At 68.5% G+C, this 24413-nt stretch carries 21 protein-coding genes; 5 read left to right on the forward strand and 16 right to left on the reverse strand.

All coding sequences use genetic code 11. The features are described 5' to 3' along the window. Window positions 1-78: 78 nt before the first annotated feature. The 13 genes from GJV80_RS10395 to GJV80_RS10455 form a co-directional block, all read right to left on the reverse strand. Entirely contained in the window at window positions 79-1761 is a 1683-nt protein-coding gene (locus tag GJV80_RS10395) for a CTP synthase (RefSeq protein WP_154687836.1), read from the reverse strand. 52 nt (window positions 1762-1813) lie between these two features. Next, window positions 1814-3355 (reverse strand): glycosyltransferase 87 family protein, encoded by a 1542-nt coding sequence (locus GJV80_RS10400; RefSeq protein ID WP_154687837.1) that lies wholly within the window; start codon window positions 3353-3355, stop codon window positions 1814-1816. 11 nt (window positions 3356-3366) lie between these two features. Continuing rightward, entirely contained in the window at window positions 3367-5022 is a 1656-nt protein-coding gene (murJ, locus tag GJV80_RS10405) for a murein biosynthesis integral membrane protein MurJ (protein WP_154687838.1), read from the reverse strand. Next, on the reverse strand, window positions 5012-5857 hold the full coding sequence (locus tag GJV80_RS10410) for a hypothetical protein (protein ID WP_154687839.1): 846 nt from the start codon (window positions 5855-5857) through the stop codon (window positions 5012-5014). Before GJV80_RS10410 ends, murJ begins: the two co-directional genes overlap by 11 nt. Further along, the gene (locus tag GJV80_RS10415) at window positions 5854-6774 is read right to left on the reverse strand and encodes a copper transporter (RefSeq protein ID WP_154687840.1); all 921 of its coding nucleotides are present in this window, start codon (window positions 6772-6774) and stop codon (window positions 5854-5856) included. Before GJV80_RS10415 ends, GJV80_RS10410 begins: the two co-directional genes overlap by 4 nt. Then, entirely contained in the window at window positions 6771-7952 is a 1182-nt protein-coding gene (gene steA, locus GJV80_RS10420) for a putative cytokinetic ring protein SteA (RefSeq protein WP_154687841.1), read from the reverse strand. Before steA ends, GJV80_RS10415 begins: the two co-directional genes overlap by 4 nt. A gap of 52 nt (window positions 7953-8004) precedes the next feature. Continuing rightward, complete coding sequence (locus GJV80_RS10425; protein ID WP_154687842.1) at window positions 8005-8826, reverse strand: polysaccharide deacetylase family protein; 822 nt, start codon at window positions 8824-8826, stop codon at window positions 8005-8007. Next, on the reverse strand, window positions 8810-10702 hold the full coding sequence (locus GJV80_RS10430) for a hypothetical protein (protein ID WP_154687843.1): 1893 nt from the start codon (window positions 10700-10702) through the stop codon (window positions 8810-8812). Before GJV80_RS10430 ends, GJV80_RS10425 begins: the two co-directional genes overlap by 17 nt. A 139-nt stretch (window positions 10703-10841) precedes the next feature. After that, window positions 10842-12563, reverse strand: a complete 1722-nt coding sequence (recN, locus tag GJV80_RS10435) for a DNA repair protein RecN (RefSeq protein ID WP_154687844.1) — start codon at window positions 12561-12563, stop codon at window positions 10842-10844. 3 nt (window positions 12564-12566) lie between these two features. Further along, window positions 12567-13595, reverse strand: a complete 1029-nt coding sequence (locus tag GJV80_RS10440; protein WP_154690182.1) for an NAD kinase — start codon at window positions 13593-13595, stop codon at window positions 12567-12569. 70 nt (window positions 13596-13665) lie between these two features. Next, entirely contained in the window at window positions 13666-14469 is an 804-nt protein-coding gene (locus GJV80_RS10445) for a TlyA family RNA methyltransferase (RefSeq protein ID WP_154687845.1), read from the reverse strand. A gap of 19 nt (window positions 14470-14488) precedes the next feature. Next, the gene (locus tag GJV80_RS10450) at window positions 14489-14698 is read right to left on the reverse strand and encodes a hypothetical protein (protein ID WP_154687846.1); all 210 of its coding nucleotides are present in this window, start codon (window positions 14696-14698) and stop codon (window positions 14489-14491) included. Further along, entirely contained in the window at window positions 14695-15306 is a 612-nt protein-coding gene (locus GJV80_RS10455; protein WP_154687847.1) for a polyhydroxyalkanoate synthesis protein PhaF, read from the reverse strand. The genes GJV80_RS10450 and GJV80_RS10455 overlap by 4 nt, the downstream gene beginning before the upstream one ends. A 266-nt stretch (window positions 15307-15572) precedes the next feature. On the opposite strand from GJV80_RS10455, the gene GJV80_RS10460 reads away from it, so the two are divergent. Then, complete coding sequence (locus GJV80_RS10460) at window positions 15573-16559, forward strand: IS481 family transposase (RefSeq protein ID WP_154687202.1); 987 nt, start codon at window positions 15573-15575, stop codon at window positions 16557-16559. Here GJV80_RS10460 and GJV80_RS10465 read toward each other — a convergent pair. The 3 genes from GJV80_RS10465 to GJV80_RS10480 all read right to left on the reverse strand — a co-directional run bounded on the left by GJV80_RS10465 (window position 16556) and on the right by GJV80_RS10480 (window position 19876). Then, window positions 16556-17575, reverse strand: a complete 1020-nt coding sequence (locus tag GJV80_RS10465) for an HAD-IIA family hydrolase (protein ID WP_195909282.1) — start codon at window positions 17573-17575, stop codon at window positions 16556-16558. The genes GJV80_RS10460 and GJV80_RS10465 overlap by 4 nt on opposite strands. Beyond that, entirely contained in the window at window positions 17565-18284 is a 720-nt protein-coding gene (locus GJV80_RS10470) for a hypothetical protein (protein ID WP_154687849.1), read from the reverse strand. Before GJV80_RS10470 ends, GJV80_RS10465 begins: the two co-directional genes overlap by 11 nt. 821 nt (window positions 18285-19105) lie before the next feature. Further along, on the reverse strand, window positions 19106-19876 hold the full coding sequence (locus GJV80_RS10480) for a DeoR/GlpR family DNA-binding transcription regulator (protein ID WP_154687851.1): 771 nt from the start codon (window positions 19874-19876) through the stop codon (window positions 19106-19108). 363 nt (window positions 19877-20239) lie between these two features. On the opposite strand from GJV80_RS10480, the gene GJV80_RS10485 reads away from it, so the two are divergent. The 4 genes from GJV80_RS10485 to GJV80_RS10500 are packed head-to-tail and all read left to right on the forward strand — an operon-like array spanning window position 20240 to window position 24393. After that, window positions 20240-21661, forward strand: coding sequence for a sugar ABC transporter substrate-binding protein (locus tag GJV80_RS10485; RefSeq protein ID WP_230208338.1), 1422 nt, complete (start codon window positions 20240-20242; stop codon window positions 21659-21661). Then, a complete protein-coding gene (locus tag GJV80_RS10490; protein ID WP_154687852.1) occupies window positions 21658-22602 on the forward strand; it encodes a carbohydrate ABC transporter permease in 945 nt (314 codons plus the stop codon). The genes GJV80_RS10485 and GJV80_RS10490 overlap by 4 nt, the downstream gene beginning before the upstream one ends. After that, window positions 22599-23513: a carbohydrate ABC transporter permease gene (locus tag GJV80_RS10495; protein ID WP_154687853.1), complete on the forward strand. Its 915-nt coding sequence runs from the start codon at window positions 22599-22601 to the stop codon at window positions 23511-23513. The genes GJV80_RS10490 and GJV80_RS10495 overlap by 4 nt, the downstream gene beginning before the upstream one ends. A 40-nt stretch (window positions 23514-23553) precedes the next feature. Next, on the forward strand, window positions 23554-24393 hold the full coding sequence (locus tag GJV80_RS10500) for a DeoR/GlpR family DNA-binding transcription regulator (protein WP_154687854.1): 840 nt from the start codon (window positions 23554-23556) through the stop codon (window positions 24391-24393). Window positions 24394-24413 lie beyond the last annotated feature (20 nt).

Here is a 24413-nt window from a genome sequence, read left to right on the forward strand (position 1 = left end):
CGCCGGTGATGATCAACTTCTCGATGTCCGTGGCATCGGCCGGCTCGTTGGTCGTCGGGTCGGAATGCTCCGACCGGTTCACCCGGTCACCCCATCCACCGGGAGCCGGGTCGCCAGCTTCCGTTCCAGGGCGGCCTCGACCAGACCGACGAACAGCGGGTGCGGATGCGTCGGCCGGGATTTCAGTTCCGGGTGGGCCTGGGTGGCGACGAAGTAGGGGTGCAGCTCACGGTCCAACTCGATGAACTCGACCAGGGTCGAATCCGGCGAGGTGCCGCTGATCACCAGACCGGCCTGCTCCAACCGGCTCCGGTAGCCGTTGTTCACCTCGTATCGATGCCGGTGTCGTTCGCTGACCTCGGTGGTGCCGTACTGTTTGGCCACGATCGTTCCGCCGACCAGTTCCGCCGGGTAGGCGCCCAGCCGCATCGAACCACCAAGATCACCGTCACCGGAAACGATCTTGACCTGTTCGGCCATCGTCGCGATCACCGGATACTCGGTGTCCGGGGTGAACTCGCTGGAGTCCGCGCCGGCCAGCCCGGCGAGGTTGCGGGCCACCTCGATCACCATGCACTGCAGGCCGAGACACAGTCCCAGGGTCGGGATGCGTTGGGCGCGGGCATAGCTGATCGCACCGATCTTCCCTTCCACACCACGGATTCCGAAGCCGCCCGGGACACAGACCCCGTCGGCATCGGCCAACGCCTGTGCTGCACCCTCCGGAGTCTCGCAGTCGTCCGAACGCACCCAGCGGACGTTGACCTTGGCCCGGTTGGCGAATCCGCCGGCGCGTAGCGCCTCGACCACTGAAAGGTAGGCGTCGGGAAGATCGATGTACTTGCCCACCAACGCGATGGTGACCTCCTCCTTCGGGTTGTGCACCCGATCCAGGAGATCGTTCCATCGTGTCCAGTCGACATCGCGGAAACGCAGATCCAGTCGCCGCACGACGTAGGCGTCCAGGCCCTGGCTGTGCAACACCTTGGGGATGTCGTAGATGCTCGGCGCGTCGACGTTCTCGATCACGCCCTGTTCGTCGACGTCGCACATCAGCGAGATCTTGCGCTTCACCGAGTCCGGGATCTCCCGGTTGGCCCGGCAGACGATGGCATCGGGTTGGATACCGGCCTGGCGGAGCGCGGCCACCGAGTGCTGGGTCGGTTTGGTCTTCAGCTCGCCGCTCGGCCCGATGTAGGGCAGCAGCGACACATGCAGGAAGAAGACGTTGGTCCGGCCGACCAGATGGCGCACCTGGCGTGCCGCTTCAAGGAATGGTTGTGACTCGATGTCGCCGACGGTGCCGCCGATCTCGTGGATGACGACGTCGATCGGCTTCCCGTCCGAGCCGGGTCCGGCCATCCGGAGCATCTGGTCCATGATCTCGTTGGTGATGTGCGGGATCACCTGGACGGTGTCGCCCAGGTAGTCACCGCGCCGCTCCTTCGCGATCACCGTCGAGTAGACCTTGCCTGTGGTGACGTTGGCGTCGCCGGGCAGGTTGCGGTCAAGGAATCGTTCGTAGTGGCCGACGTCCAGATCGGTCTCGGCACCGTCCTCGGTGACGAATACCTCGCCGTGTTGGAAGGGGTTCATCGTGCCCGGATCGACATTCAGATACGGATCGAGCTTCTGCATCGTGACCCGGAGACCCCGGGCGACGAGCAGGCTGCCGAGCGAGGAGGCAGTCAGGCCCTTGCCGAGAGAGGAGGCTACTCCCCCGGTGACGAATACATGCTTGGTCGCAGAAGGAGCATCCACGGACCTCCAGCATACGTTCTCCGACCGGGGTTGGGCGAATCACGCGCCGGGATCAGGGCGTGTCGGACGGCGGGGGTGTCACCGCCTCCGGTGCCGCCCGGCCCGCGGAGCGGCGACGCACCACCGCAACGACCACGACCGCCATCAACATCAGGCTGACAGCAGGGCCCATCACGTTCCGCGCCCCGTCAGTCAGGAGCTGTACCGCGGGAGGGAAGTAGTAGGCCGCGCCGGGTAGGTAGGCACAGATCAACGCAGTTGTCCGGATCGTCAGCACGCGGTCGACCAGCGGCGCGCCGACGACAAGGGTCAGCGGTGCCCAGCCGAGCACGTCGTACCAGGGCAGCGTGTACGCCGAGGTCAGCGCCCACCCGATGCCCAGGGCGGAGAGCACCGGCACCAGCTGACCGAGCAGGTCCTGTCGGTCACCGGTGGCCCCGGGTTCGCCCGGGGTCACCGAGCCGGTCACCACCTGTTGTGCGGGCATCAGCTTGTGGAAGAGCAGACCGTAGACCAGCATCAGCAGCCAGCCGGTGGCAACGATGATCGTCACTCCGCGCCGCAGTCCGACGACCTCGCTGAGCGGATACAGCGGCCAGCGCAGCGGGCTGGCCGAGGCGTACTTCCCGGTCGCCAGCAGGGTCGAGCGGATCGCCTCCGGGCCGGCGATCAGGTAGCTGATCGCGCCGACCACCAGCCCGCTGACCAGGACGACGGCCAGCCGGCGCGGCTGCCTCCGCAGCACGATGATCACGGCCAGCACAGCGATACCGAAAGTGATCTTGACGGCGCAGGCCATCCCGAGCAGCACACCGACGATGATCCATCGGCGGCGGGACAGCGCCAGCAGGGCACCGGCGACGAACATGATCCCGATCGTGTCGGCGTGTCCGGAGTTCACCGCGATGAACAACAGGACAGGATTCACCGTCCACAGCAGGGCCACCCGCGCCTGCCGGAGTTGATCAGCACCTGCCATTCTGCGCAGCAGCAGTCCGGTGATCAGATAGCAGACCGCCCCGAACGCCGTGTAGACGAAGACCGTGGTATGCACCGACGACCCGCCGATCAGCGAACCGACGGTCTGCACGCCGGACATGATCGGGCCGTAGACCGAGGTGGTGTCGACCCAGCGGATCCCGATGTTGGCGATCCCTACCGGGTCGCGTCCGGTGATCAGTTCGCGGACGGTGTCGATGTACGGATTTCCTCCGGTGGCGGCGAGCCGGCCGTAGCCGGCATAGATCAACACGTCGGTGGAGCCCATCGGCCCGACCAGAACCATGGCGACGGTCGATGCCACCCCGATCCACGTGAGCCGGCGGACATCGGGCCGCCAGCCTCGCTCCAGCGCCGACAGCGCCACGAAAAGGCCGGCCCCGCCGACCAGCACGGCCGCCATCAACACGACGGTGACCACCATCGGGCCGGGGTCGACACCGAAGCCGTACGGCGGCAGCCAGGCCGGCCCGCCCGGCAGTTCGGCCTGGGCGGCCGTCGGGCCGAACGCTCCGACCACGAGGACGACCACGATCGAGACCGCGATCAGCACCAGGGCGGCGCGTCCGGAGTTCGATCCGTGCTGTGCGGGCATGGCGAGCGATCCTACCGATCGCCCGGGACCAGATCGTCGTCGTCGTCGGAACCGGCCGCGAGGGCACCGGCTGACCGGGCACGCCACAGCCGCCGCAGCGCCGCCAGGGACGGCCGGTCGACGACCCGGAGCGCCGCAGCGAAGATGATCACGCAACCGGCGGCGGTCGCGAAACAGCCGAGCAGCGCAGCCAGGGACCCGACCGTGGTCAGCCGGGTGGCCGGCCAGGCGATCAGTGCGCCGGCGGCAAGTCCGAGCGGCAGGTCCCGCAGACACGGCCGCAGCAGCCCGAAGCCGATCCGCTCCGTACGACTGGTGATGATCATCACCCAGCCCACCACTGCGCCGACCAGCATCCCGAGTGAGTTCGCCGCGGCGATGCCGGTGACCACCTGGTCCGCCGGTACGAACAGGCCGACCGCGATCACTGCGACGATCACCGTTCCCCAGCCAACCGCGGTTGCGGTACCGGCCTGGCGGGCCCGGTGTTCGGCGAACAATGTCCGGGTGGCCAGGCCCATCAGGGAGAAGCCGATCACTGCCGGCGCGTAACCGATGATCGGCCAGGCCACCGCCATGGTCTCCCCCGACCCCGGTCCGAGCACCAGCAGCCTGGCGACCGGGATCGCCGCCGCGATCAGCAGGCCGGCGCCGAGCCCGGCCAGGGTGCAGATCGCCGGGCCGACCGATGCGAGCACTCGGGCGACCTCACGCTCACCCTTGTTCGCCGCGGCGGCCAGTCGCGGGAAGACCATCTGGTGGAGTGGGTTGATCAACACCGCGTACGGCAGCAGGTAGACCGCCCCTGCCCAGACCGCACGGGTCCAGGCTCCTGGGACGGCCGACCACCGCGCCGTCAACATGCCGGCCACGACACTGAGCTGCTGCATGATCAGCCCGGCCAGGCTGGCGCCGGCGATCGCCATGATCACTCTCGGCACGCCGGGCGGGAACCGCAGCGTCGGTCGCAGCCGCAGCGGCGAGCGCAGTAGCGGAACCAGCGTCACCGAGGTCAGCGCGGCAACGCCAAGTGTCGTGCCCCAGCCGAGTACGGCCAGAGCTGTCCGGTCCAGTAGCGCGGGATCGTCCCGGCTGCCGGCTCCGGCCACGGCTGCGAAGATCAGATAGCTGGTGATCACCACGAGACTCGACGCCAGCGGGGCGGCGATCGCTGCGACGAATCTTCCCTGTGCCTGGAGGAGACCGCCGCCGACGACCGCGATGCCGTAGAGCCAGACCTGCGGGGCGAAGATCAGCACCAGAGCCGCCGCGGTCTGCACCGCTCCCGAACACTCCGGCTGGACGAATGCGCCGGCGTACGCCCGGGAGAAGATCATCGCCGCGATCGCCACCGGGGTGAGCACCAGCAGGGTCCAGCACAGCAGCGCCGAGGCGGTCGGTGAGGCGTCGCCGGCGGCCCGCCGGCCGGCGGCCAACTGTCTGCTGACCACGGGCACGACGACACTGGCCAGGATGCCGCCGGCGGCGATCTCGAAGAGCACGTTCGGCAACTGGTTGGCGGCGTTGTAGGCGTCGCCGAGACAGGTGTCGCCGATGGTCTTGGAGAAGACCAGCCATCGGCCGAAGCCGACGATCCGGGACGCCAGGGCCAGTGCTCCGACGCCCGCGGCGACCCGGCCGAATCGCGGCGTGAGCTCAGCCGCCATCGGCGTCCGGCTCCGGCCGGTGCGGCCTGCCGAGTCGATCGAGCCTGTCCAGTACGCGATTGTTCTCGATCACCGCGGTGAAACTGATCTTCTCGCTGGCCAGCGTCAGGGCGACGACGGCGCAGACGGCCATCAGCCGCGCCGGCCGCGGCAGACGTCCGACGGCGACGCCGATGCCGGCACCCAGGGCGTTCGCCCCGCAGTCGCCGAGCATCGAGCGGCCGGCAAGGTCAGCCGGCAGGACACCGACGGCGGCGCCGACCACCGGACCGGCACCGGGCACCAGGCTGCCCGAGGCGATGATCACCTTCGCGGCCCGTCCCGGCCGCAGGTCGAAGAGATTGATCAGATTGGCGGTTCCCGCGGTCAGCGTTGAATTGATCAGCACGTCGGCAACGGCGGCCGTGCCGGTCCGTACCGGGCGGTCGATGATCGCGGCCGTCAGCCCGGCCAGCCCGATGCCGGTGATCTTGATCATCCCGCTGGTGATCCTTCCATCCCGCAGAGCGCGCAGATGGCCCCGGAATCCCTTGGCCTGTGTCGATCCGAAGAGGTCGTCGTAGGCTCCGACAGCGGCTGCTCCGAGGACGGCGACCAGTTCCGCGGCCGCCCGCCGGGGCCTGCCGGAGCCGGTGCGGACCAGGATGCCGGACACTGCTCCGGCGGTGGCGATCGGGCCCTCGAGCAGCGTCACCGGGTCGCCGGCGTGGTTGGTGCGCTGCCAGCTGCCCCCGCCGGGCCGTGTCGCGGCCAGCCGACCCAGGCCGTACGCCACCCCTGCTGCGGCGGCGGTGGCGGCCGGCCCGGCCAGCCGACCGAGGACTGTGCTGCTCATTTGATCGGCAGTTGCGGTGCCGGCGCGTCACTGCTGTTGTGGAAGCCGTAGTGACCCTGACCACCCGCCAACTGCTCGGCGCCGGCCATGATCACGGTACTGACCCCGCTGGGCAGGTCGACAACGTCGACGGTGCTCAACAGGTCGCGGCTGCTGACGTCGGACCGCACCGTCGCGACGTCGGTGGCGTCGATGCCCGTGCTGTTCGGGCCGGCGACCACCAGGCCCTGGCTGCCGTCGGCCAGGGCGACGTCGAAGGCGACATGCCGGTTGAGGGTGTCCGCTGTCAACGGCGGGTCGGAGGCCGCCGCGGTGATCACCAGAACCAGTCGGGCCGCCTCGTCGCTGCGTCGGTCCAGGTTGATCAACTTTCCGTTCAGTGCGTTGCCCATGTCGATCGCCGACTGGTCGCTGTTGCCGACCTCCCGGGAGAGCAGCGACCGGGCCAGCACCTTGCCCAGCCGGACCGCCGGCGGGTCGTTCTGGTCGAACTCGTTGTTGTACGGCGCCAGCGCCGCCAGCACCTGCTGCCGCTGGCTGGGGTCGAAGACCTGCGGGTCGACGTTGGTCACCGAGGCGATCGTGCCGCCGGCTCCGGCTACCGCGTCCTCGACGTTCCCGATCACGCCGCGCGGCGCATCGGGCATCGCGACGACGGCGACCGGGACGCCGACCAGCAGTCCTGCGGTCACCTCGTTGCCGATCTGGCTGGCGTAGGCGTCGCGGTACTTGTCCAACTGCTGGAGTTGCTGCAGTTGCTCACGATAGGTCTGGACCTGTCTGCGATCCTGTTCGGCCTGGGCGGCCAGTCCCTTGTTCGCCTCCCCGCTGACCAAGGTGACCCCGAGCGTGATCCCGACCGCCAACGCCAGGAACACCGCCATCAGCGAGACGATGTGATAGCGGAAGTTGATCAAGTGAACAGTTCCTTCACCCAGTAGACGACGTCGTTCCAGCGGGCCAACAGCAGGTCACCGACCTGCCGGCCGAAGTCGGTGAAGGCCATCGCGGTGATCAATGCGACCAGCGCCGACAGCACCAGCAGCAACACCTGCCATGCCCGCACCTCGCTGCGATAGATCCGGGACACGCCCTTGGCATCGACCAGCTTCGGCCCGACCCGGAGCCGGGTCAGGAAGGTCGAGGCCATGCCCGACCGCCCCTTGTCCAAGAACTCCACCAACGATGCGTGGGTCCCCACGGCGACGATCAACTGGGCTCCTTTGGAGTCGGCCAGCAGCATCGCCGCGTCCTCGCTGGTGCCGAGCACCGGAAAGACGACGGCGTCGAGCTTCTCGCGTTCGATCCGGTCGAGGCCGGGTGCCCTGCCGTCCCGGTAGGCGTGGACCACCAGTTCCGCGCCGCAGTGCAACGCCGCGTCGCTGCAGGAATCCATGTCGCCGAGGATGATGTCGGGCACGTAGCCCGCTTCCAGCAGCGCATCCGCGCCGCCGTCGACACCGATCAACAGCGGCCGGGTCTCGGTGATGTAGGACCGCAGCGCCGCCAGGTCCTCCCGGTAGTCGTAGCCGCGGACCACGATCAGGACCTGCCGTCCCTCGAAGACGGTCCGGACGTCGGGAACGCCGACGCCCTCCAGCAGCAGGTCCTTCTCCTCGCGGAGGTAGTTCATCGTGTTCTCGGTGAACGCCAAGATCTGGTCACTGAGCCCGGCCTGTGCGCCCGCCAGCTGGGAGTCGAGCGTCTGCTGGTCCAGCAGCTCACCCTTTCCGACGATCTGATGGTCGGCGGTCAGCACCGAGCCACCGTCCAGCAGCACCCGATCGCCGTCGGTGAGAGAGTCGAACAACCTCCGGTCGGCCCGGTCGATCAGCGGGATTCCGGCGTCCAGCAGGATCTGCGGACCGAAGGTCGGATAACGCCCGGACACCGTCGGTGCCACGTTGACCACGGCAGCCACCCCGCGATCGACGAGCGCCTCGGCACTGACCCGGTCCAGGTCCTGATGATCGATGATCGCGATCTCACCGGGTCGGATCCGCTTGGTGAGGTTCTTGGTGCGTCGGTCGAGGCGGACCACTCCCCCGAGATCGGCGGAGGGCGCGTGACGGCGCAACAGGGTCGGGAGTTTCATGGCGATCCTCACCAGTCTGTCATGCAGACCTGTGTGGGCCCGCCAGCAGAGGTCACAACCCGGCCTCGGGTCGGTCGCCGACCCGATCCCGACCCGGCTCCAGACTCCGTTCCCGGGTGGCGGTCGGTCGCAGCGGTGTCAGATGATCGGTCAAGGTCACTGGTTGCCACCCCTGCTCCGCGCTGTCGTCCAGCAGCGCCGGTAGCGCGCCCAGCGTCGAGCGCCACGATCCCGGCGCCGACGTGCAGTCGGCGTCATGCAACAGGATGGTGGCCCCACCGGTCAGCCGTCGACCTACCGTACGGCGGACCGATTCGGGTGTCGCGCGCGCGGTCCAGTCCCTGCCCCAACTGCTCCACAGCACCGGCCGCATGCCGAGGCGGGCGGCGGCCAGCACAGCCGAGGTGGTCAGGATGCCGTACGGCGGCCGGTACCACCGCGGCCGGGTCCCGGTCGTCTCGGCGATCAGCTCGTGTGCGGCGGTGATGTCCGCGACGGTCGACACCGGGTCGCGGAACAGCAGGTTCCGGTGCAGGTCGCCGTGCACCCCGATGTCATGGCCGGCGGCGGCGATGTCGGCGGCGAGCCCCGGTGCCCGGCGCACCATGAATCCGAGCAGGAAGAAGGTCGCTCGGACGCCGCGCCTGGCCAGCAGGTCGAGGAACTGTGGCGTTGAGGACGGATCGGGACCATCGTCGAATGTGAAGGCGACCTGCCCTGGCCGGCCGATCCCCGTCGTCGTCGGTGCCAGTGCCGCCCGGAGCGATCCGGCGGAGCTGATTGCCGGAAAGGTGTTGGCCGTCCAGAGCGCGGCCGCGGAACCGGCCACTCGGCCGACCTGCAGCGCGACCCGGCGCCTAGTGTCCGGGTTCATCGGCCAGCTCGCTGATCGACCCCAGCGGCACCCGGTGCCGTTGGGCGGCCCGTCGGATCTCGGTGAGGATCCTGACCAGGTCGCAGCTCTCCTCCCGGGAACAGTCGACCAGCACCACCTGCGCGCCAGCGATCGCCGCCGGCCGGTCAGTGTCGAGTCGCACCCTGGGCTGGACGACACGGTCGTGCAGCGAGGTGACCACGCCGAGATCGAGCGCGTCCACGTGCCGGGTCGGCACGAAGAGCGTCGGCCGCGAGCCGGTCAGTGCGTAGATGCTGGCGGCGTCGGCCGGGATGTCCCGGATCTCACCGAACACCCGGCCGCGGGCGGGCTCGGTCACCAGGATCGGCACGCCCGTGCCGGCCAACTCACGAACGACGTCGGGTTGGTGTTGGGCGAATCCGGCATCGACCGCCACCGCCGCCGAGGTGTCGCGGAGCAGTGTCTCTGCTTGCCGGGAGACCCGGGTGTTCGCGCCGGGTCGGACGACCAGATAACTGGTCTCTGCCCCGCCGGACGGCCGGACGGCACGCAGCCCGTGGGCTACGGCGAACTCCGTACTGGTGTTGCCGCCGACCGTTGCCGCCACGACGAACAGGATCAGCGTGACGACCGGGCGGGCCAGCCCGCCGATCCGTACCGCGGTCGGCCGCACGGCGGGCAGCACGATCCGCGGCACGGTGGCCGACTTCGGATCGGGGCACGCCGGCCGGCGATCGCTTGCCGAAACCATCGCGGATCGCAGCGCGGCCACCGGATCATGGTCGAAGAGCGCCAGACCCCGTTCGCGCTGCAGCCGGCCCCGGTCCCCGTCGATGAGTTCGAGCAGCCTCGGGGCCAGCTCGGCGCTGCGGCGGATGTAACAGGTCACCCCGGCCGCGGCGAGGCTTTCGGCGTTGGTCCTTCCGTGACCGGCGATCGGTCGGTAGCTGGCGACGGGGAGCCCGACTGCCATCGCCTCCAGTGAGGTCAGCCCACCGGCGTTCTCGACCAGGACATCGACACAACGCATCAGCGCCGGCATGTCGGTGATCCAGCCCAGCGCGATGCCGGTGCCGGCAGTGACCAACCGGGACCGCAGACCGACGTTTCGTCCGCAGACCACGACCGGTACGGCGACTCCGGTCGCGGCGATCTCGGCCGCTGTCGTCTCGACCTCGCCGACACCCCACGATCCGGCCACCAGCAGAGCCAACCGGGCGCCGGTCGGTAGTCCGAACCGCCGGCGTCCCGCCGCCACCGGTGCCGTGGTGTCGGATTCGATCAGCCCGCGGAGAGGTCCAGGCGTGTGGAAGCGTTCGCCGACCACCGGCCCGCAGACCACTGCCGGCCGCCCGCCGCAGGCGACCGCCTGATCGGCACTCACCTGGTGCAGGGCCAGGTGGGCGTCGACTCCGGGCGCGACGCACAACCGGTGCACCGAGAAATCGGTCAGGAACGTCAGCACCGGCGCCTGCAGGCGACCCTGCCGGCGCAGTTCTCCCAGCACGTGCCCGGCCAGCGGGTAGGTGCACAGCACAGCCGTCGGCGAACCGACCGGCCGCTGGTCCGGGGTTCGTCCGCGGAGGACACCGTGGATCCGCCGGCGCCGGACGCCGAGCAGGTCGGCGACCCGGGGCAAGGCGCCACCCATCAGCGCGCGGGCAACAACGACACCGATCGGCCTGGTGGCCACTGTGAAGAGCAACTCGTACAGCCACGGTGCCCGGTGCAGCACTGCCTCGTACGCGGCGGCGACCCGAGCCCCCTTCCTGCGGCGCAGCACGCCGAGCAGATCGTGGATCTGCACCGGATATCCGGCGTGGGCCAGGCGTTCCGCCCAGGCTCGCGCAGCTCCGTCATGGCCGGCTCCGACCCCGGCCGTCAGGATGATCACCGGATGCTCCGTGCTGTCCGGCCCGCCGACCATCGATTCCCCACCTGCTTCCGCCTGTGACCGCCACCCGCATTGTGCCGGGTGAACGGCCGCGACGGCGGCGACAGTGCCGTCGCGGCGCTTTTCGCCCAACCGGCACTCAGGAACGGCGCCCCGGCGCTGCGCGGGAGGCCAGTTCGAGCAACTCCTCGGCGTGTGCGATCGAGGACTCGGTCTTGTCCAGCCCGGCCATCATCCTGGCAAGTTCGGCCGCCCGTTCGGCATTCGTGACCCGGCTGACGCCGCTGGTGGTGACCTGCCCGTCGTCGGCCTTGGCGACGACGTAGTGCCGGTCGGCGAAGGCCGCGACCTGGGCCAGATGGGTGACGACGATCACCTGGGAATGCCTGGCCAGGGCCGCCAGTCGGCGTCCGATCTCGACCGCGACCTTGCCGCCCACGCCGGCGTCGACCTCGTCGAAGACGAAGGTGCCACCCGCATCGTCGCCGGCCAGCACGACCTCGAGTGCCAGCCTTACCCGGGACAGCTCACCGCCGGAGGCGACCCGGGCAAGATTGCGCGGCTCGGTACCGGGATTGGCACTGAACAACAGTTCGACCTGGTCCCGGCCGTACGGGCCCGGCTCGGTGGGTGCAATGGCGAATTCCAGCCGGGCGTGGGGCATGGCCAGGGCCGCCAGCTCGGCAAGGACGAGTCTGCTGAGTCTCCTGGCAGCAGTGGTACGGAGTCTGGTGATGCTGCCGGCCTGGTCGGCCAGGCGGGTATCGAGTTCGGCGAGCCGGACCTGGAGTTCCTCGATCCGCTCGTCGCCGGTCTCCAGTTCGCCGAGCTGCCGGTCGGCGTCGGCGCTCCAGGCGAGCACCTCGTCGACGGTCGTGCCGTACTTGCGGGTGAGTTGGGCGAGTTGGGAACGGCGGGCGGCGACCTCCTCCAGCCGGCCGGGCGAACTCTCCAGGCCGGCCAGATAGCGGCTCAGGTCGCCGGCCAGATCGCTGAGCAGGTAGCCGACCTCAGCGATCCGCTGGGAAAGGCCCGCGGCGTCGGCATCCAGCCCGGCAAGCTGTTCGGCGGCCTTGCGCGCGATGCCGATGGCGGAAAGGGCGTCCGCGGCACCCAACGAGGCGTTCGGATCGTCCTCGTCACCGGCGATCGCGACCATCGCGGTCGTCGCTGCGATCTGCAGATCGTCGGCGGCCTGCAGCCGGGACGCTTCGGCGGCCAGCGTCTCGTCCTCGCCCGGTTGCGGCTGGACCGCACCGATCTCCTCCAGGCCGAAGCGCAGCAGGTCGATCTCGCGGGCACGTCGTTGGGCGCTGCGACGCAGCTCGTCCAGTTCCGCAGCGGTCCGCCGCCGCTCGGTGTAGTCCACGCCGTAGGAGGTAAGCACGGTCGCCAGTTTCGGCCCGGCGAAGCGGTCGAGGATCTCCCGCTGCCGGTCGGATCTGCCGAGCCGGACCTGCTCGGACTGGCCGTGCACGGTGACCAGTTCGGCGACCAGGTCGCCACAGGTCGCCGCGGGTACCTGCGCGCCGCCCAGATAGGCCCGGCTACGTCCGGCGGCAGTCAGATGCCTGGCCACCAACAGTTCGTCGTCCTCCACACTGCCGCCCGCTTCGGCGACGGCCTCACCGACGGCAGCGGACCGCTGCGGAAGCCGGAAGACGCCTTCGATCCGGGCGCGCTCAGCGCCGGTCCGTACGGCGCCGGCGTCGGCGCGGCTGCCCAGCAGCAGGGCGATGCCGCTGACGATCATGGTCTTGCCCGCACCGGTCTCACCGGTCACCACGGTCAGCCCGGGGTCGAGGTCGAGCGTCGCCTCACTGATCACTCCGAGATCGGTGATCCGCAGCTCCGCGAGCATCGCCTACCCGTCCTGTCCGTCGGGCTGTCCACTCTCCCGTCCGTCACTCGTCCGTCCTGCCTCGGGTGACCGGGCCGCGGCGTCACGCGCTGCTTGATGCCTGAGTTGGGCGGCACCCCGCCAGCCCTCGACCCGGAGCCCGAACTTGTGCACCAACCGGTCGGTGAACGGAGCCTCGGACAGCCTGGCCAGCCGCAACCGGTGCCTGCCCTGGACCACCTCGACCCGCATGCCCCGACGCAGAATGGTCGACCGGCGTCCGTCGCACCAGACGACGGCTTCGGGAGCCATCCCGTCCAACATCTCGATCAGCACCCGGGAGCGGGGACTCAGCACCATCGGCCGGGCGAACAGGGCGTGCGCACTCAGCGGCACTACGAGCATGGCGTCGACCCCCGGCCAGATCACCGGCCCGCCGGCGGAGAACGCGTACGCCGTGGAACCGGTAGGAGTCGACACCAGCACACCGTCACAGGACCAGCGGGACAGCGGCCGCCCGTCGATCTCCACCATCAGCTCGAGCATCCGCTCGCGTGCCGCCTTCTCAATGGTGACCTCGTTGATCGCGAACGAACTCCACAGCAGATGCTCGCCGTCGAGGATCCGGACGTCGATCGTCGACCGCTCCTCCACCCGGTAGGTGCGGTTGACCACGGATTCGACGATCAGGTCGATCTCGCTGGATTCGGCCTCGGCCAGGAATCCGACGTGACCGAGGTTCACCCCGAGCAGCGGAATGTCGGCGGCCATCACCCATTCGGCACCGCGCAGGATCGTGCCGTCTCCGCCGAGGACCACGATGAGTTCGATGCCTGCTGCGGTACCACCCAGTCCGACGACCGGATCGGCCTCGGGAAGCACCTCGATGCCGGGATGAGCCGTGCCCAGCCCGAGATTGGTGATGTCGGCGGGCGGGAGCGCGCAGACGATCCCCGCGCTCGACAGCCCGCTGATCAACCGGCTGGCAGCCTTGATCGCCTCGTCGCGTCCGGTGTGGGTGAGCACGGCGACCCGACGGACCACACCCGGCATGGCACCGGCAGGGCCGGTCTGGTCGGCTTCGGCGATCACTCGCACAGCATAGGCGGTCGGGCCGGACCTGTTAGGGCGACTGCGCGTGGAACAGCCTGGCCATGACCTCGCTGCCTGCGGCGTCGCCCGCCGGGTCGTCGTCGCCGTCGGCATGGCCGAACAGCACGAAGTACTCGACGTTTCCCGCGGGTCCGGGAACTCGGCTCGGTACTGCGTCCTGCGGCCACCAGCCCAGGGCTGCGGCAGCGTGGATCACCGAGCGCACCGCCTGCTCGCGCAACCGGGCGGCCCGGACGACGCCACCCTTGCCGAGAAGCTCACGGCCGACCTCGAACTGCGGCTTGATCATGGTCAGCAGCCGGCCGTCGGGTTTGATCACCGAGGTCAGTGGTCCGAGCAGCAGGGTCAGCGAGATGAACGACACGTCGGCGACGACCAGGTCCACCGGTCGTCCACCGATCGCCTCCGGGTCAAGATCACGCAGATTCAGGCCCTCGTAGGACGTGACTCGCGGATCGTTGCGCAGCACAGGGTCGAGCTGGTCATGTCCGACGTCGACGGCGATCACCTGCCGACAGCCGCGGTGCAGCAGAACCTGCGTGAAGCCGCCGGTGGAAGCACCGGCGTCGAGGGCGAGCGGTGGCACGTCGACACCAAGATCATCCAGTGCGCCGAGCAGTTTGTACGCCGCCCTCGAGACGTACGGATCGGCTTCGGTCAGCTCCAGCCGGTCATGATCGTCGACAGCCAGCGATGCCTTCGCCGCGGATCGCCCGTTGACCAGCACCCGGCCATTGTCGATCAGTGATCGTGCGTGGCTCCGCGATCTGGCCAGGCCGCGGGTTGCCAGCTCGACATCCAGCCGGCCACTCACCCGAACCGTCCGAGCGTGATCAGCCGTCCGACGCCGAATGATCGGCGTTCAGTGCGGCGTGCAGGTCCTCGTGCACCCTGGCCAGTCGATCATGGTGATCGGCCAAGGGCTCGGATTCGATCCCCTGCAGCGATTGCAGGGCACGATCGACCTCCGGCTCACCGGTCACCGGCACCTCTGGCCGGCCGGCCTCGGTCGGGTCCTTCCGTTCCGGAGCCGGCTCGCTCACGACCCGGCCCCGGTGGTCTTCCGAGCCGCCTTCTGCGCTCCTGCTGATTTCCGGGTAGGTGCTCCGGCGGTGGTGTTCTTGGCCGCGGTCTTCGTCGTGGCCTTCTTGGCAGCGGTCTTCGGGGCCGTGGTCTTCTTGGCCGCAGCCTTCTTGGTGGCCGTCGCGGCGGTCTTCTTGGCCTCGGTCCTGGCGGCAGGAGCCGCGGTCTGGGCAGCGCTCTTCACCACGGCAAGATCGTTCCGCAGTTGGGCGACCTCATCCCGCAGCGCGGAGACCTCGTCGGCCCTGGCCAGTCCCAGCCGGGTCAACGACTTCTCCAGCTCGGCGGTGATCGTCCGCTGCAACAGAGCCTGGTTGGCCTTTCGGGCGGCAATGATCTCCTCGGCCAACTGGTTGATCCGGGCACCGGCCTCGGATGCCGCCTCACCAAGATCAACATTGTCCAGACCGGCCTGGTTCAACAGCCGCTCGGCCAGCTGCTTGGCGCGGTTGCGGGTCATCCTGGACGCCCCGTCGATCGCCGCGCCGAACGCCTCGGCGAGTGCGGAATACCCGGGCACCGTCTGCCCGAGCCTTGCTCCCCGGCGTGACTCGTCGTCGTTGCTCATGATGTCGTCTCCCTGTCGCCTGATCTGTGCCGGACCGTCGGCGCTGGTCTGCTGGACCAACGGTAGCCCTGCACCAACGGTAGCCGCGGATCGTCGTCACTGCCGAGTTCTGATCACCTGACGTGGCACCGAGTTCTGATCACCGGCAGTCGCTAGCTGTACTGATCACGGACGTTAGTTACGGCGTGCCGGCTGGACGATGACGAGGACCTCCGGGTGAGGTGTGAAGCGACCAAGCAAACACATCTCAGACACCGGAGGTCCTCGTGTCCCACGTTAACGCTGTTCTGACCCCGACTGGTCGTCTGCGGCTGGCCCGGCTGATTGTCGATCAGGGTTGGCCGTTGCGCCGGGCCGCGGAGCGGTTCGGGGTATCGGTGACAACGGCAAAACGGTGGGCTGACCGGTACCGTTCCGATCGGGCCGCGGGGGCCGCGGGATTGCGGGATCGATCGTCCCGCCCGCGGGTGTCGCCGGGGCGGACGCCGACCAGGATCGAGCGCCGGGTGGTCGGCTTGCGGGTCTCGCGCCGGTGGGGGCCGGCCCGGATCGCCTACCGGCTGGGGCTGGTGGTCTCCACCGTGCACAAGATCTTGCGTCGCTACGGCTGTCCACTGTTGACGTTCACCGACCCGGCGACCGGGACCCGGATCAAGACCGGCCGCACCAAGATCAACTCCTATGTCCACCAGGCGCCGGGAGACCTCATCCATGTCGATATCAAGAAACTGGGCCGGATCCCCGACGGCGGCGGCTGGCGCGTCGTGGGTCGGGTTCAGGGTCAGAAGAACACCCGTAGGGGAAAGATCGGCTACTGGTACATCCATAACGCTGTCGATGATCACACCCGGCTCGGCTACAGCGAGCTGCTGACCGATGAGAAGAAGGAGACCGCGGCCGCGTTCTGGCAGCGGGCCAACAGTTACTTCGCCTCAGCAGGCATCGTGGTCAAACGCGTGCTGACCGATAACGGCTCCTGCTACCGCTCCAAGCTGTTCGCCGCAGCCCTGGGCGAAGACATCAAACACAAACGCACCCGGCCCTACCGGCCCCAGACCAACGGAAAAGTGGAGAGATTCAACCGCACCATGCTGCAGGAATGGGCCTACGCCCAACCCTATTCATCCGAAGCAGAACGCGCCGCCTGCTTCACCGACTGGCTCCACACCTACAATCACCACCGCGGACACACCGCACTCGACGGCAAGTCACCAGCCGACCTCGTACCTAACCTCCGTGGACAGAACAGCTAGCCGTCGCCCAACAGCGCACGAACCCGCGTCGTCAGGCGATCGGCGAGGTCGAAGGCGTCGACCGGGAGTTCACCGTCGGCGCACTGCCAGCACAACCGGGTCGCCGCCCAGATGGCGTCGACCAGTTCGTCGTCGGACGGTTCCCGGGACAACGCGACGTGTTGGTGATCAAGGTTGGCCTCGATGGAGCCGACCGCGATCCGGTCCTCGCCAGCCTGCCGGGCCACGCGTTCCCCGGCCAGAAGATCACCGGCGTTCAACCCGATGTGGGTGGGGCGTTCGAGGCCGATCGCCGAGAACAGCTGGACCGGGCCGTGGGCGCCGGTGAGCACCAGCATGCTATCCAGATCGAGATTGCCGGCACCGGCGATGTCGGTGTCGATCCGGTCACCGACGAAGATCGGCCGCCGGCTGCCGAGCCGCCGTAGGGTCTCCTCCAGCAGCGGGCGTTCGGGTTTGCCCGCCACCAACGGATCGGTCTCGACGGCGGTGCGCACCGCGGCCACCGCCGCACCGTTGCCCGGCACCAGACCGCGTTCGGTCGGCCGGGTCGGATCGGTGTTGGTGGCGACCCAGAGCGCCCCGCGCCGGATGGCCAGTGCCGCCTCGGTGATCAACTCCCAGCTGAGCTCGGGATCGTAGCCCTGGATCACCGCCAGCGGCTTGTCGTCGGCGCTGCTCACCGCAACGAGACCGAAATCGGACAACGCCTGCTGCAGACCGTCGCCGCCGACGGCGAGCACGCGGGCACCGGGACCGAACCGCTCGAACAGCACACGCGCGCCGGCCTGGGCGGAGGTGACGACGTCCTGTTCGGTACAGCGGATGCCGAAGCCGCGCAGTTGTTCGGCGACGACCTCCGGCGTGCGGGCGGCGTTGTTGGTGACGAACCCGACGCGTACGCCGTGTTCCTGCAGGCCCGTCACGGCCTCCGGTGCGCCGGCGACGGGATCCGGACCGAGATACAGAACTCCGTCCAGGTCGAACAGAACGGCGTCGTAGCGATCAATCAGCACGCCCGGATCCCCCCTCGGTATCGGCACCGGAATCGTCCTCGGATTCGAACCCTGGTTCCGGCTCGGGCTCGCTGTCGTCGAAGTCGATGTCCAGGCCGTTCATGGCGTCGACCCGCTCCTGAGCATCGGTCTCCTGCCCGGTGTCCAGATCGGCGGCGGCCACCAGTTCCCGGTAGCCGCCGACCGTGTCGCCAAGATCAAGAAGGACATCGCCGAGGGCGTAGTGCAGGCGAGCGGCAGGCAGCCGCAGCGCGACACTCGTGGCACGATGCCCGACGTCTGTGATAGCAACGCGGAGCAGGCGGGCCGCCTCGGCGGTCTGGCCAAGATCGTGTCTGGCACCGGCCTCGATGATCCGCAGCTCGACCGCCGACGCCGGTTCCATCGGTTGACCGGCCGCCTCACGGACCAGCCGGAGTGCCTGCTGAGGCCGACCGAGCGCCCGCTCGCAATCGGCCATCACCGGCAGGTAGTCGGCCGACCCGGTCATGCGCCGCAGCGCCCGGTACTCACTCAGCGCGACATCGTACCTGCCTGCTGCGTACGCCGTCTCGGCTGCGCCTTCGCGAACGATCGGCAATCGGGCCGCCCGACGTCGGGCAGCCTCGGCGTGGGCGTAGGCGCGTTCCGGATCCTCGTCGATGAGTTCACCGGCCAGCAGCAGGTGACCGGCGACGATCTCGGCGAGTTCCTTGGGCAGCCCCCGCAACTCGGCGCGAACCCCGCGGTCGAGCCGGCGAATTTCGGTTCCCGGCGGAATCGACGGCTCACCGGGCTTCGCCTCCAAACCCGGCGGCAGTTGTCGCTCGCGTTCTTCATGATCATCACCGGGCCGGCGTCCGCGAAAGCCCGAGCCGGAGCCGCCGGCTTGTTGGCCGGGTCGCCGACCGGCCGGCCGCTTGCTGTCGAAGGTCGAACCACCCGATCGCTTGGTGTCATACGACGAGCCGCCCGACGATGCCGAACGCCCGGCCGTCGAACGACCAGAACCTGAACGGCCAGAACCTGAACGACCGGAAGCCGAACGGCCCGACCCGCGGTCCGGTCCGCGCGAGTCACGACCGCCACCATCGCGGGTACCGGAAGGTCTATCCCCCGACGTCCCACGCTGCGACGACCAGCCACCGGATGTTCTGCCGCCCGAAGACGTGCTCCCCGAAGACCTGGTCCCCGAAGACCTGCCGCCGGAGGACCTGCCGCCCGAGCCTCCGCCGCCCGAGGACCTGCCGCCCGAGCCTCCGCCGCCCGAAGACCTGCCGCCCGAGGACCTGCCGCCGGAGGACCTGCCGCCCGAGCCCCCGCTGCTCGAGCCGAAATCCCGTTTCCTACCGCGGTCGTCGGGTCCCTGACGGTCGCCGCGGTCCCTTCCGCGATCACCATCCCGGTCCCGACTGCCGTCCCGATCACGACGACGATCGCGGCCCTGGCCGCTGCCGTACCTCTTCTCAGCCACCGGCCAATCCTCCTGCACGTCGCCCGCGACGACAAACCGGCCCACCCGCGGTGGGCGCACCGGGCCGATGCCGATGATCATGTGCCGGCGACCTGCACTTCCGGGCCGGCGCCGCGAAGCTCACCGAGCAACTCCGGATCGGCTCCCGGATCGGTGATGATCTTGTCCGTTTCGCTGACCGCGGCGAAGCTGCAGAACGAGTTCCGGCCCAGCTTGGCCGACACGACCGGCACCAGCCGTCGTCGAGCCGCGAGCAACATGGCGCGTTTGACGGCCGCCTCCTCCGGATTCGTCGTGGTCAGTCCAAGATCAGCAGTCAGCCCGTTGACACCGACGATCGCCAGGTCGGCGCTCAGCGTCTCCAGCCTCCGGCTCGTCCAGCCGTCGACCGCAGCCTGGGTCAGACCGCGGATCATGCCCGGCAGCGTGATCACGGTCAACTGCGGGCGATCGGCGAGGATCGCTGCGGCCGGCAGGTTGTTGGTCACGATCGTCAGCGGTCGGTCATCGGGCAGCTTCTCCGCGATCACGAAGGTGAGCGAGCCGGAATCCAGTACGACGACCCCGTCCGTCGGCAACTCCGCGATCACCGCGGTCGCGATCAACTGTTTCTCCGCCCGCTGATCGGCGTGCCGGGCGGCCAGCGCCTGTTCGAAGGGCACGGACTCGACCAGTTCGGCGCCACCCCTGACCCGGCGGACGACCCCGCGCCGTTCCAACACTTCAAGATCACGACGCACCGTCTCAGGCGCCACCTCGAGCCGGTCGGCAATGGCGGCGATGGTCACCCGGGAACGACCGGCCAGCAGAAGGTCGGTGATGGCCTGCTGTCGCTGCGGCGGGTACATCGATCCGCTCGGCCGCCGGCTCGCCACCGCAGGTACGGGGGGCCACTGGGACCTCAGCCATCGGACCGCCTCACCACCTCGTCCTTCGAGCGCTCGTCCTTCAATCCCACTTGCGATCGGCTTGCGATCCTGCTTGCGGGTGGCCCCAGAGTACCGGCACAGATCCCGTCCGGAGTAGCACTACTTCATCACATGTTCGGGCAGAGATCAGGCCTATTCGGGCATTGTTTAACCAAAATAGCGCCACTTTCCCTCTGGACCGGGCACATCTGCCTGCAGTAATGTCCGATTCGCAGGTGTTCGGAGTGTCCGGGCTCCGCCTGGACCGGCCGAACGAGACTCAGCGATGAGGAAGGGCGGCCTATGTCCGGCACACCGAGGCTCCACCCACGCCGCGCCATGCGGGCCGCAGTGACCAAGGCCCGAGTCAACAGGTTCGCTGCGGTCGCCGGCGTCACCGGGATGTCCCTGGCACTGGCCGTGTCCGGTTGCGCGGGCTTCGGCAACCTGGGGAACAAGCCCGGGGTCACCACGATCACCGTGGCCAGCGTCAACAATCCCCAGATGCAGGACCTTGCCCAGCTGCTGCCGGAGTTCGAGAAGGAACACCCCGACATCAAGGTCAACGTGATCATGATGGAGGAGAACGACCTCCGCAACGCCACGACCAAGGACGTCGCCACCCGTGGCGGTCAGTACGACGTGATGACCGTCGGCGCATACGAGGTGCCGATGTGGGCGCAGAACGGCTGGCTCTCAGATCTCACCGCGAAGGCCGAGGCCGACCCCGCCTACGACGTCGACGACTTCTTCGTACCGGTCCGGCAGAGCGTCAGTTACGACAAGAAGATGTATGCCGCCCCGTTCTACGGCGAGTCGTCGTTCCTGATGTACCGCAAGGACCTTTTCCAGAAGGCCGGGGTGACCATGCCGGAGCATCCGACCTGGCAGCAGGTCGCCGACATGGCGGCCAAGCTCAAGGACCCGGACAACGGCACCGCTGGCATCTGCCTGCGCGGCAAACCGGGGTGGGGCGAGATGTTCGCCCCGCTGACCACCGTGGTCAACACCTTCGGCGGACAGTGGTACAACATGAGCTGGGACGCCCAGGTCGACAAACCTGCCTTCAGCAACGCGGTCAACTTCTACGTCGACACGATCAGGGACTCCGGCGAACGGGACCCGGCGTCCTTCGGCTTCACCGAATGCCTGAACCTGTTCCAGCAGGGCAGGGCAGCGATGTGGTACGACGCCACCTCTGCGGCCGGCACCCTGGAGTCCGAGGGCAGTCCGGTGGCGGGCAAGGTCGGCTACGTTTCGGCACCGGTGGTCAAGACCAAGGAATCCGGCTGGTTGTGGACCTGGAACCTGGCCGCCAACGCGCTGTCGGAGCACCAGCAGGCCGATTGGGAATTCATCAAATGGGCGACCTCGAAGCAGTACGAGGAACTGGTCGGCAAGCAATTCGGCTGGGAACGCGTGCCACCGGGGACCAGGCAGTCGCTGTATCAGAACCCGCAGTATCAGCAGGCCAGTTCGTCCTTCGCAGACCTGATCGCCAGCACGCTGAACAAGGTCGATCCGAAGAAGCCGGGCATCGATCCCCAGCCCTGGACCGGAATCCAGTTCGTCGGAATTCCGGAGTTCCAAGACGTCGGCAACCAGACGTCCCAGCAGATCGCCAACACCTTCTCCGGCGGTGAGAGCGTGGCGACCGCTCTCGATCGGGGCCAACGAATAGCCCAGATCGCCGGCGACACACAGAAGACGGAGGCCGGCAAATGAGCGCCGCCATCACCTCGGACGTGGCCAAGACCGGATCCCCGCCGAAGATCTCGTTGTCGCGGGCCGAACGCGGAGAACGAACCTTCGGGCGGCGGATCATCATGCCGGCGTTCATCGTTGCGATCGTCGTCACCCAGATTCCCTTCCTGGCAACGATCTACTACTCCTTCCAGAACTGGAACCTTGCCCGCCCGCAGGCCCGGTCCTTCGCCGGCTTCCACAACTACGTCGCCGTGGTGACCAACGGTGCGTTCCTGCCGGCACTGCTGAACACCGTGGTGATCGTCGGGTCGTCGGTGGTCGTCTCACTGATCCTCGGACTGTTCCTCGCCGTCCTGTTGGACCGCAAGTTCCCCGGTCGGGCGCTGGCGCGGACGCTGTTGATCACACCGTTTCTGGTGATGCCGGCGGCGTCGGCGTTGATCTGGAAGTGGTCCCTGCTCGATGCCAATGTCGGCATGATCAACTGGGCATTCGGCCTGGTCGGCATCCCACCGGTCTCCTGGAACACCGACTTCCCCGGGATGACCGTGGTGTTCGTGCTGACCTGGCAATACACGCCGTTCATGATGTTGATCCTGCTCGCCGGTCTGCAGTCCCAGTCCGGGGAGATCCTGGAGGCAGCCCAGGTCGACGGAGCCGGTCCAATGCGAACGTTCCGGACGATGACCCTGCCGCACCTGCGGACGTACGCTGAGCTGGCGATCCTGCTGGGTACGGTGTTGATGGTGCAGGTCTTCGACCCGGTGAACATCATGACCGGCGGGGCCGGCCACTCCAAGACTCTGTCCTATCTCCTGTACGAAAGGGCCTTCATCGGCCAGCAGGTCGGTGAGGCGGCGGCCTACGGCGTTGTCACCGTGATCGTCACGATCGCCGTCGCGACGGCCGCGCTGCGCACCCTGTTCCGAGTGTTCACCGACGAAGGGGGAGCACGATGAGCACCCATGTCGAGGCCCAGGCCGGGCAACCCGCAGCTGCGTCCGCATCGGTGCCCACTCGGCGGGCTGACGGGAGGACCCGCACGCGACGGTTCACCCGACGCAAGGCCGGCAGCATCGGCGTCACGGTGCTGACCTGGGTCGTGGTCTTCCTGTTCTTCTTCCCGGTGCTATGGATGATCTTCACCAGTTTCAAGAGCGAGCAGGCGGCTTCGGAGTTCCCGCCGAGCTTCATCACGGCGCTGTCCTTCGACCGCTACGCGGCCGTCTTCGAACGCGGTATGGGGCTCTACCTGGCCAACTCGGCGGCGTTGTCGATCCTGTCGACGGTCGCGGTGATGGCCTTGGCGATACCGGCGGCGTACGGTCTGTCGGTCCGTCGGGTCAAACGCTGGCAGGACGTGTTGTTCTTCTTCATCTCCACCAAGTTCATGCCGATCGCGGCGTCCATCATCCCGGTCTTCCTCTTGTTGCGAGTGATCGGTGCGCTGGACAACCTCTGGGCGCTCGGTGTGCTCTACATCGGGATGAACCTGCCATTGGCGATCTGGATGATGCGATCCTTCTTCGCCGAGGTGCCGTACGCGGTCGTGGAGGCGGCGCAGATCGACGGCGCGTCCTACAGCCGGGAACTCTGGCGGGTGTCGCTGCCCATCGTCGCTCCGGGCGCTGCGGCGGCCGCGCTGATCTGCTTCATCTTCGCCTGGAACGAGTACTTCCTGGTCAACCTGCTGACAGCCGTCGTTGCCCGTACGACGCCGCCGTTCCTCGGCAGCTTCGTCGACGGCCGCGGGCAGTTCCTGGCGGTCCTGTCGGCAGCCTCGACGATCGCCGTGCTTCCGGTGATCATCGCCGGCTGGGTCGCACAGAAGCGGTTGGTCCGCGGCCTGGCGATGGGCGCGGTGAAGTAGGACATCGGACGACCTGCGAGCACTGGTGGATCCGCCGCGAATGACACCCCACCGAACAGACGCCTCCGCGTCCGATGGGTCAGGCAACCCCCGGGCAGGCAACTCCCGGGCAGGAGCCGCTGCCCGGCACGACACCATCACCGCCTGGCTCGAGGCCGAGGGCAAGGTTGACGTCGTCGACGCGGCCGCCCGGCTCGGCGTCGCCCAGGAGACCGTACGCCGTGATCTGCGCGTCATGGAGGACGCAGGACGGTTGCACCGGGTGCATGGTGGAGCCATCCCGGTGCTCCCCCGTTCGACAACATCCTGGACGGATCACCAGGGACGCTACGTGGAACTCGGCCGGGCGCTGTGGCAGCGGTTGCCACGGGAGGGAACCCTGCTGATCGGTGCCGGCGCTCCGGCCCTCGGTCTGGCCGAGGCCATCTCGGCCGATCCACCGGCCGGGCACGGGCTGACCGTGGTGACCAACTATCTGGACGCGGCCATCGTGTTGTCGCGGGTGCAGAATCTCGCGGTCTACAACATCGGCGGCACGGTGAGTCCGCGATCCCGCGGCCAGGAGGGCGACTGGGCGATCACCGAACTCAACCGGCTGCGTACCGATGTCAGCGTGATCTGCCCGGCCGGTATCAGCGTCGCCGACGGGCTCAGTGACCCGACGCCCTCCGGAGCAGCCATCGCCAAGGCGCTGACCCGGGTCGGACGGCGGGTAATCGGCCTGGCCGACGCCGGGGCGATCGGGCGGGCGACCTTCGTCACGTTCGCTACCATCGAGGAGATCGACGAGGTCTCGGTCGCGGGGACAATGACCGACAAGCAGCGTCGGCCGTTCGTCGATCGCGGCGTCGATCTGACGGTGGTACCCAGTCCAGACTGACGGCCAAGACTGACGAGCCG

The sequence above is a fragment of the Microlunatus sp. Gsoil 973 genome (assembly GCF_009707365.1).
Classification (GTDB): domain Bacteria; phylum Actinomycetota; class Actinomycetes; order Propionibacteriales; family Propionibacteriaceae; genus Microlunatus.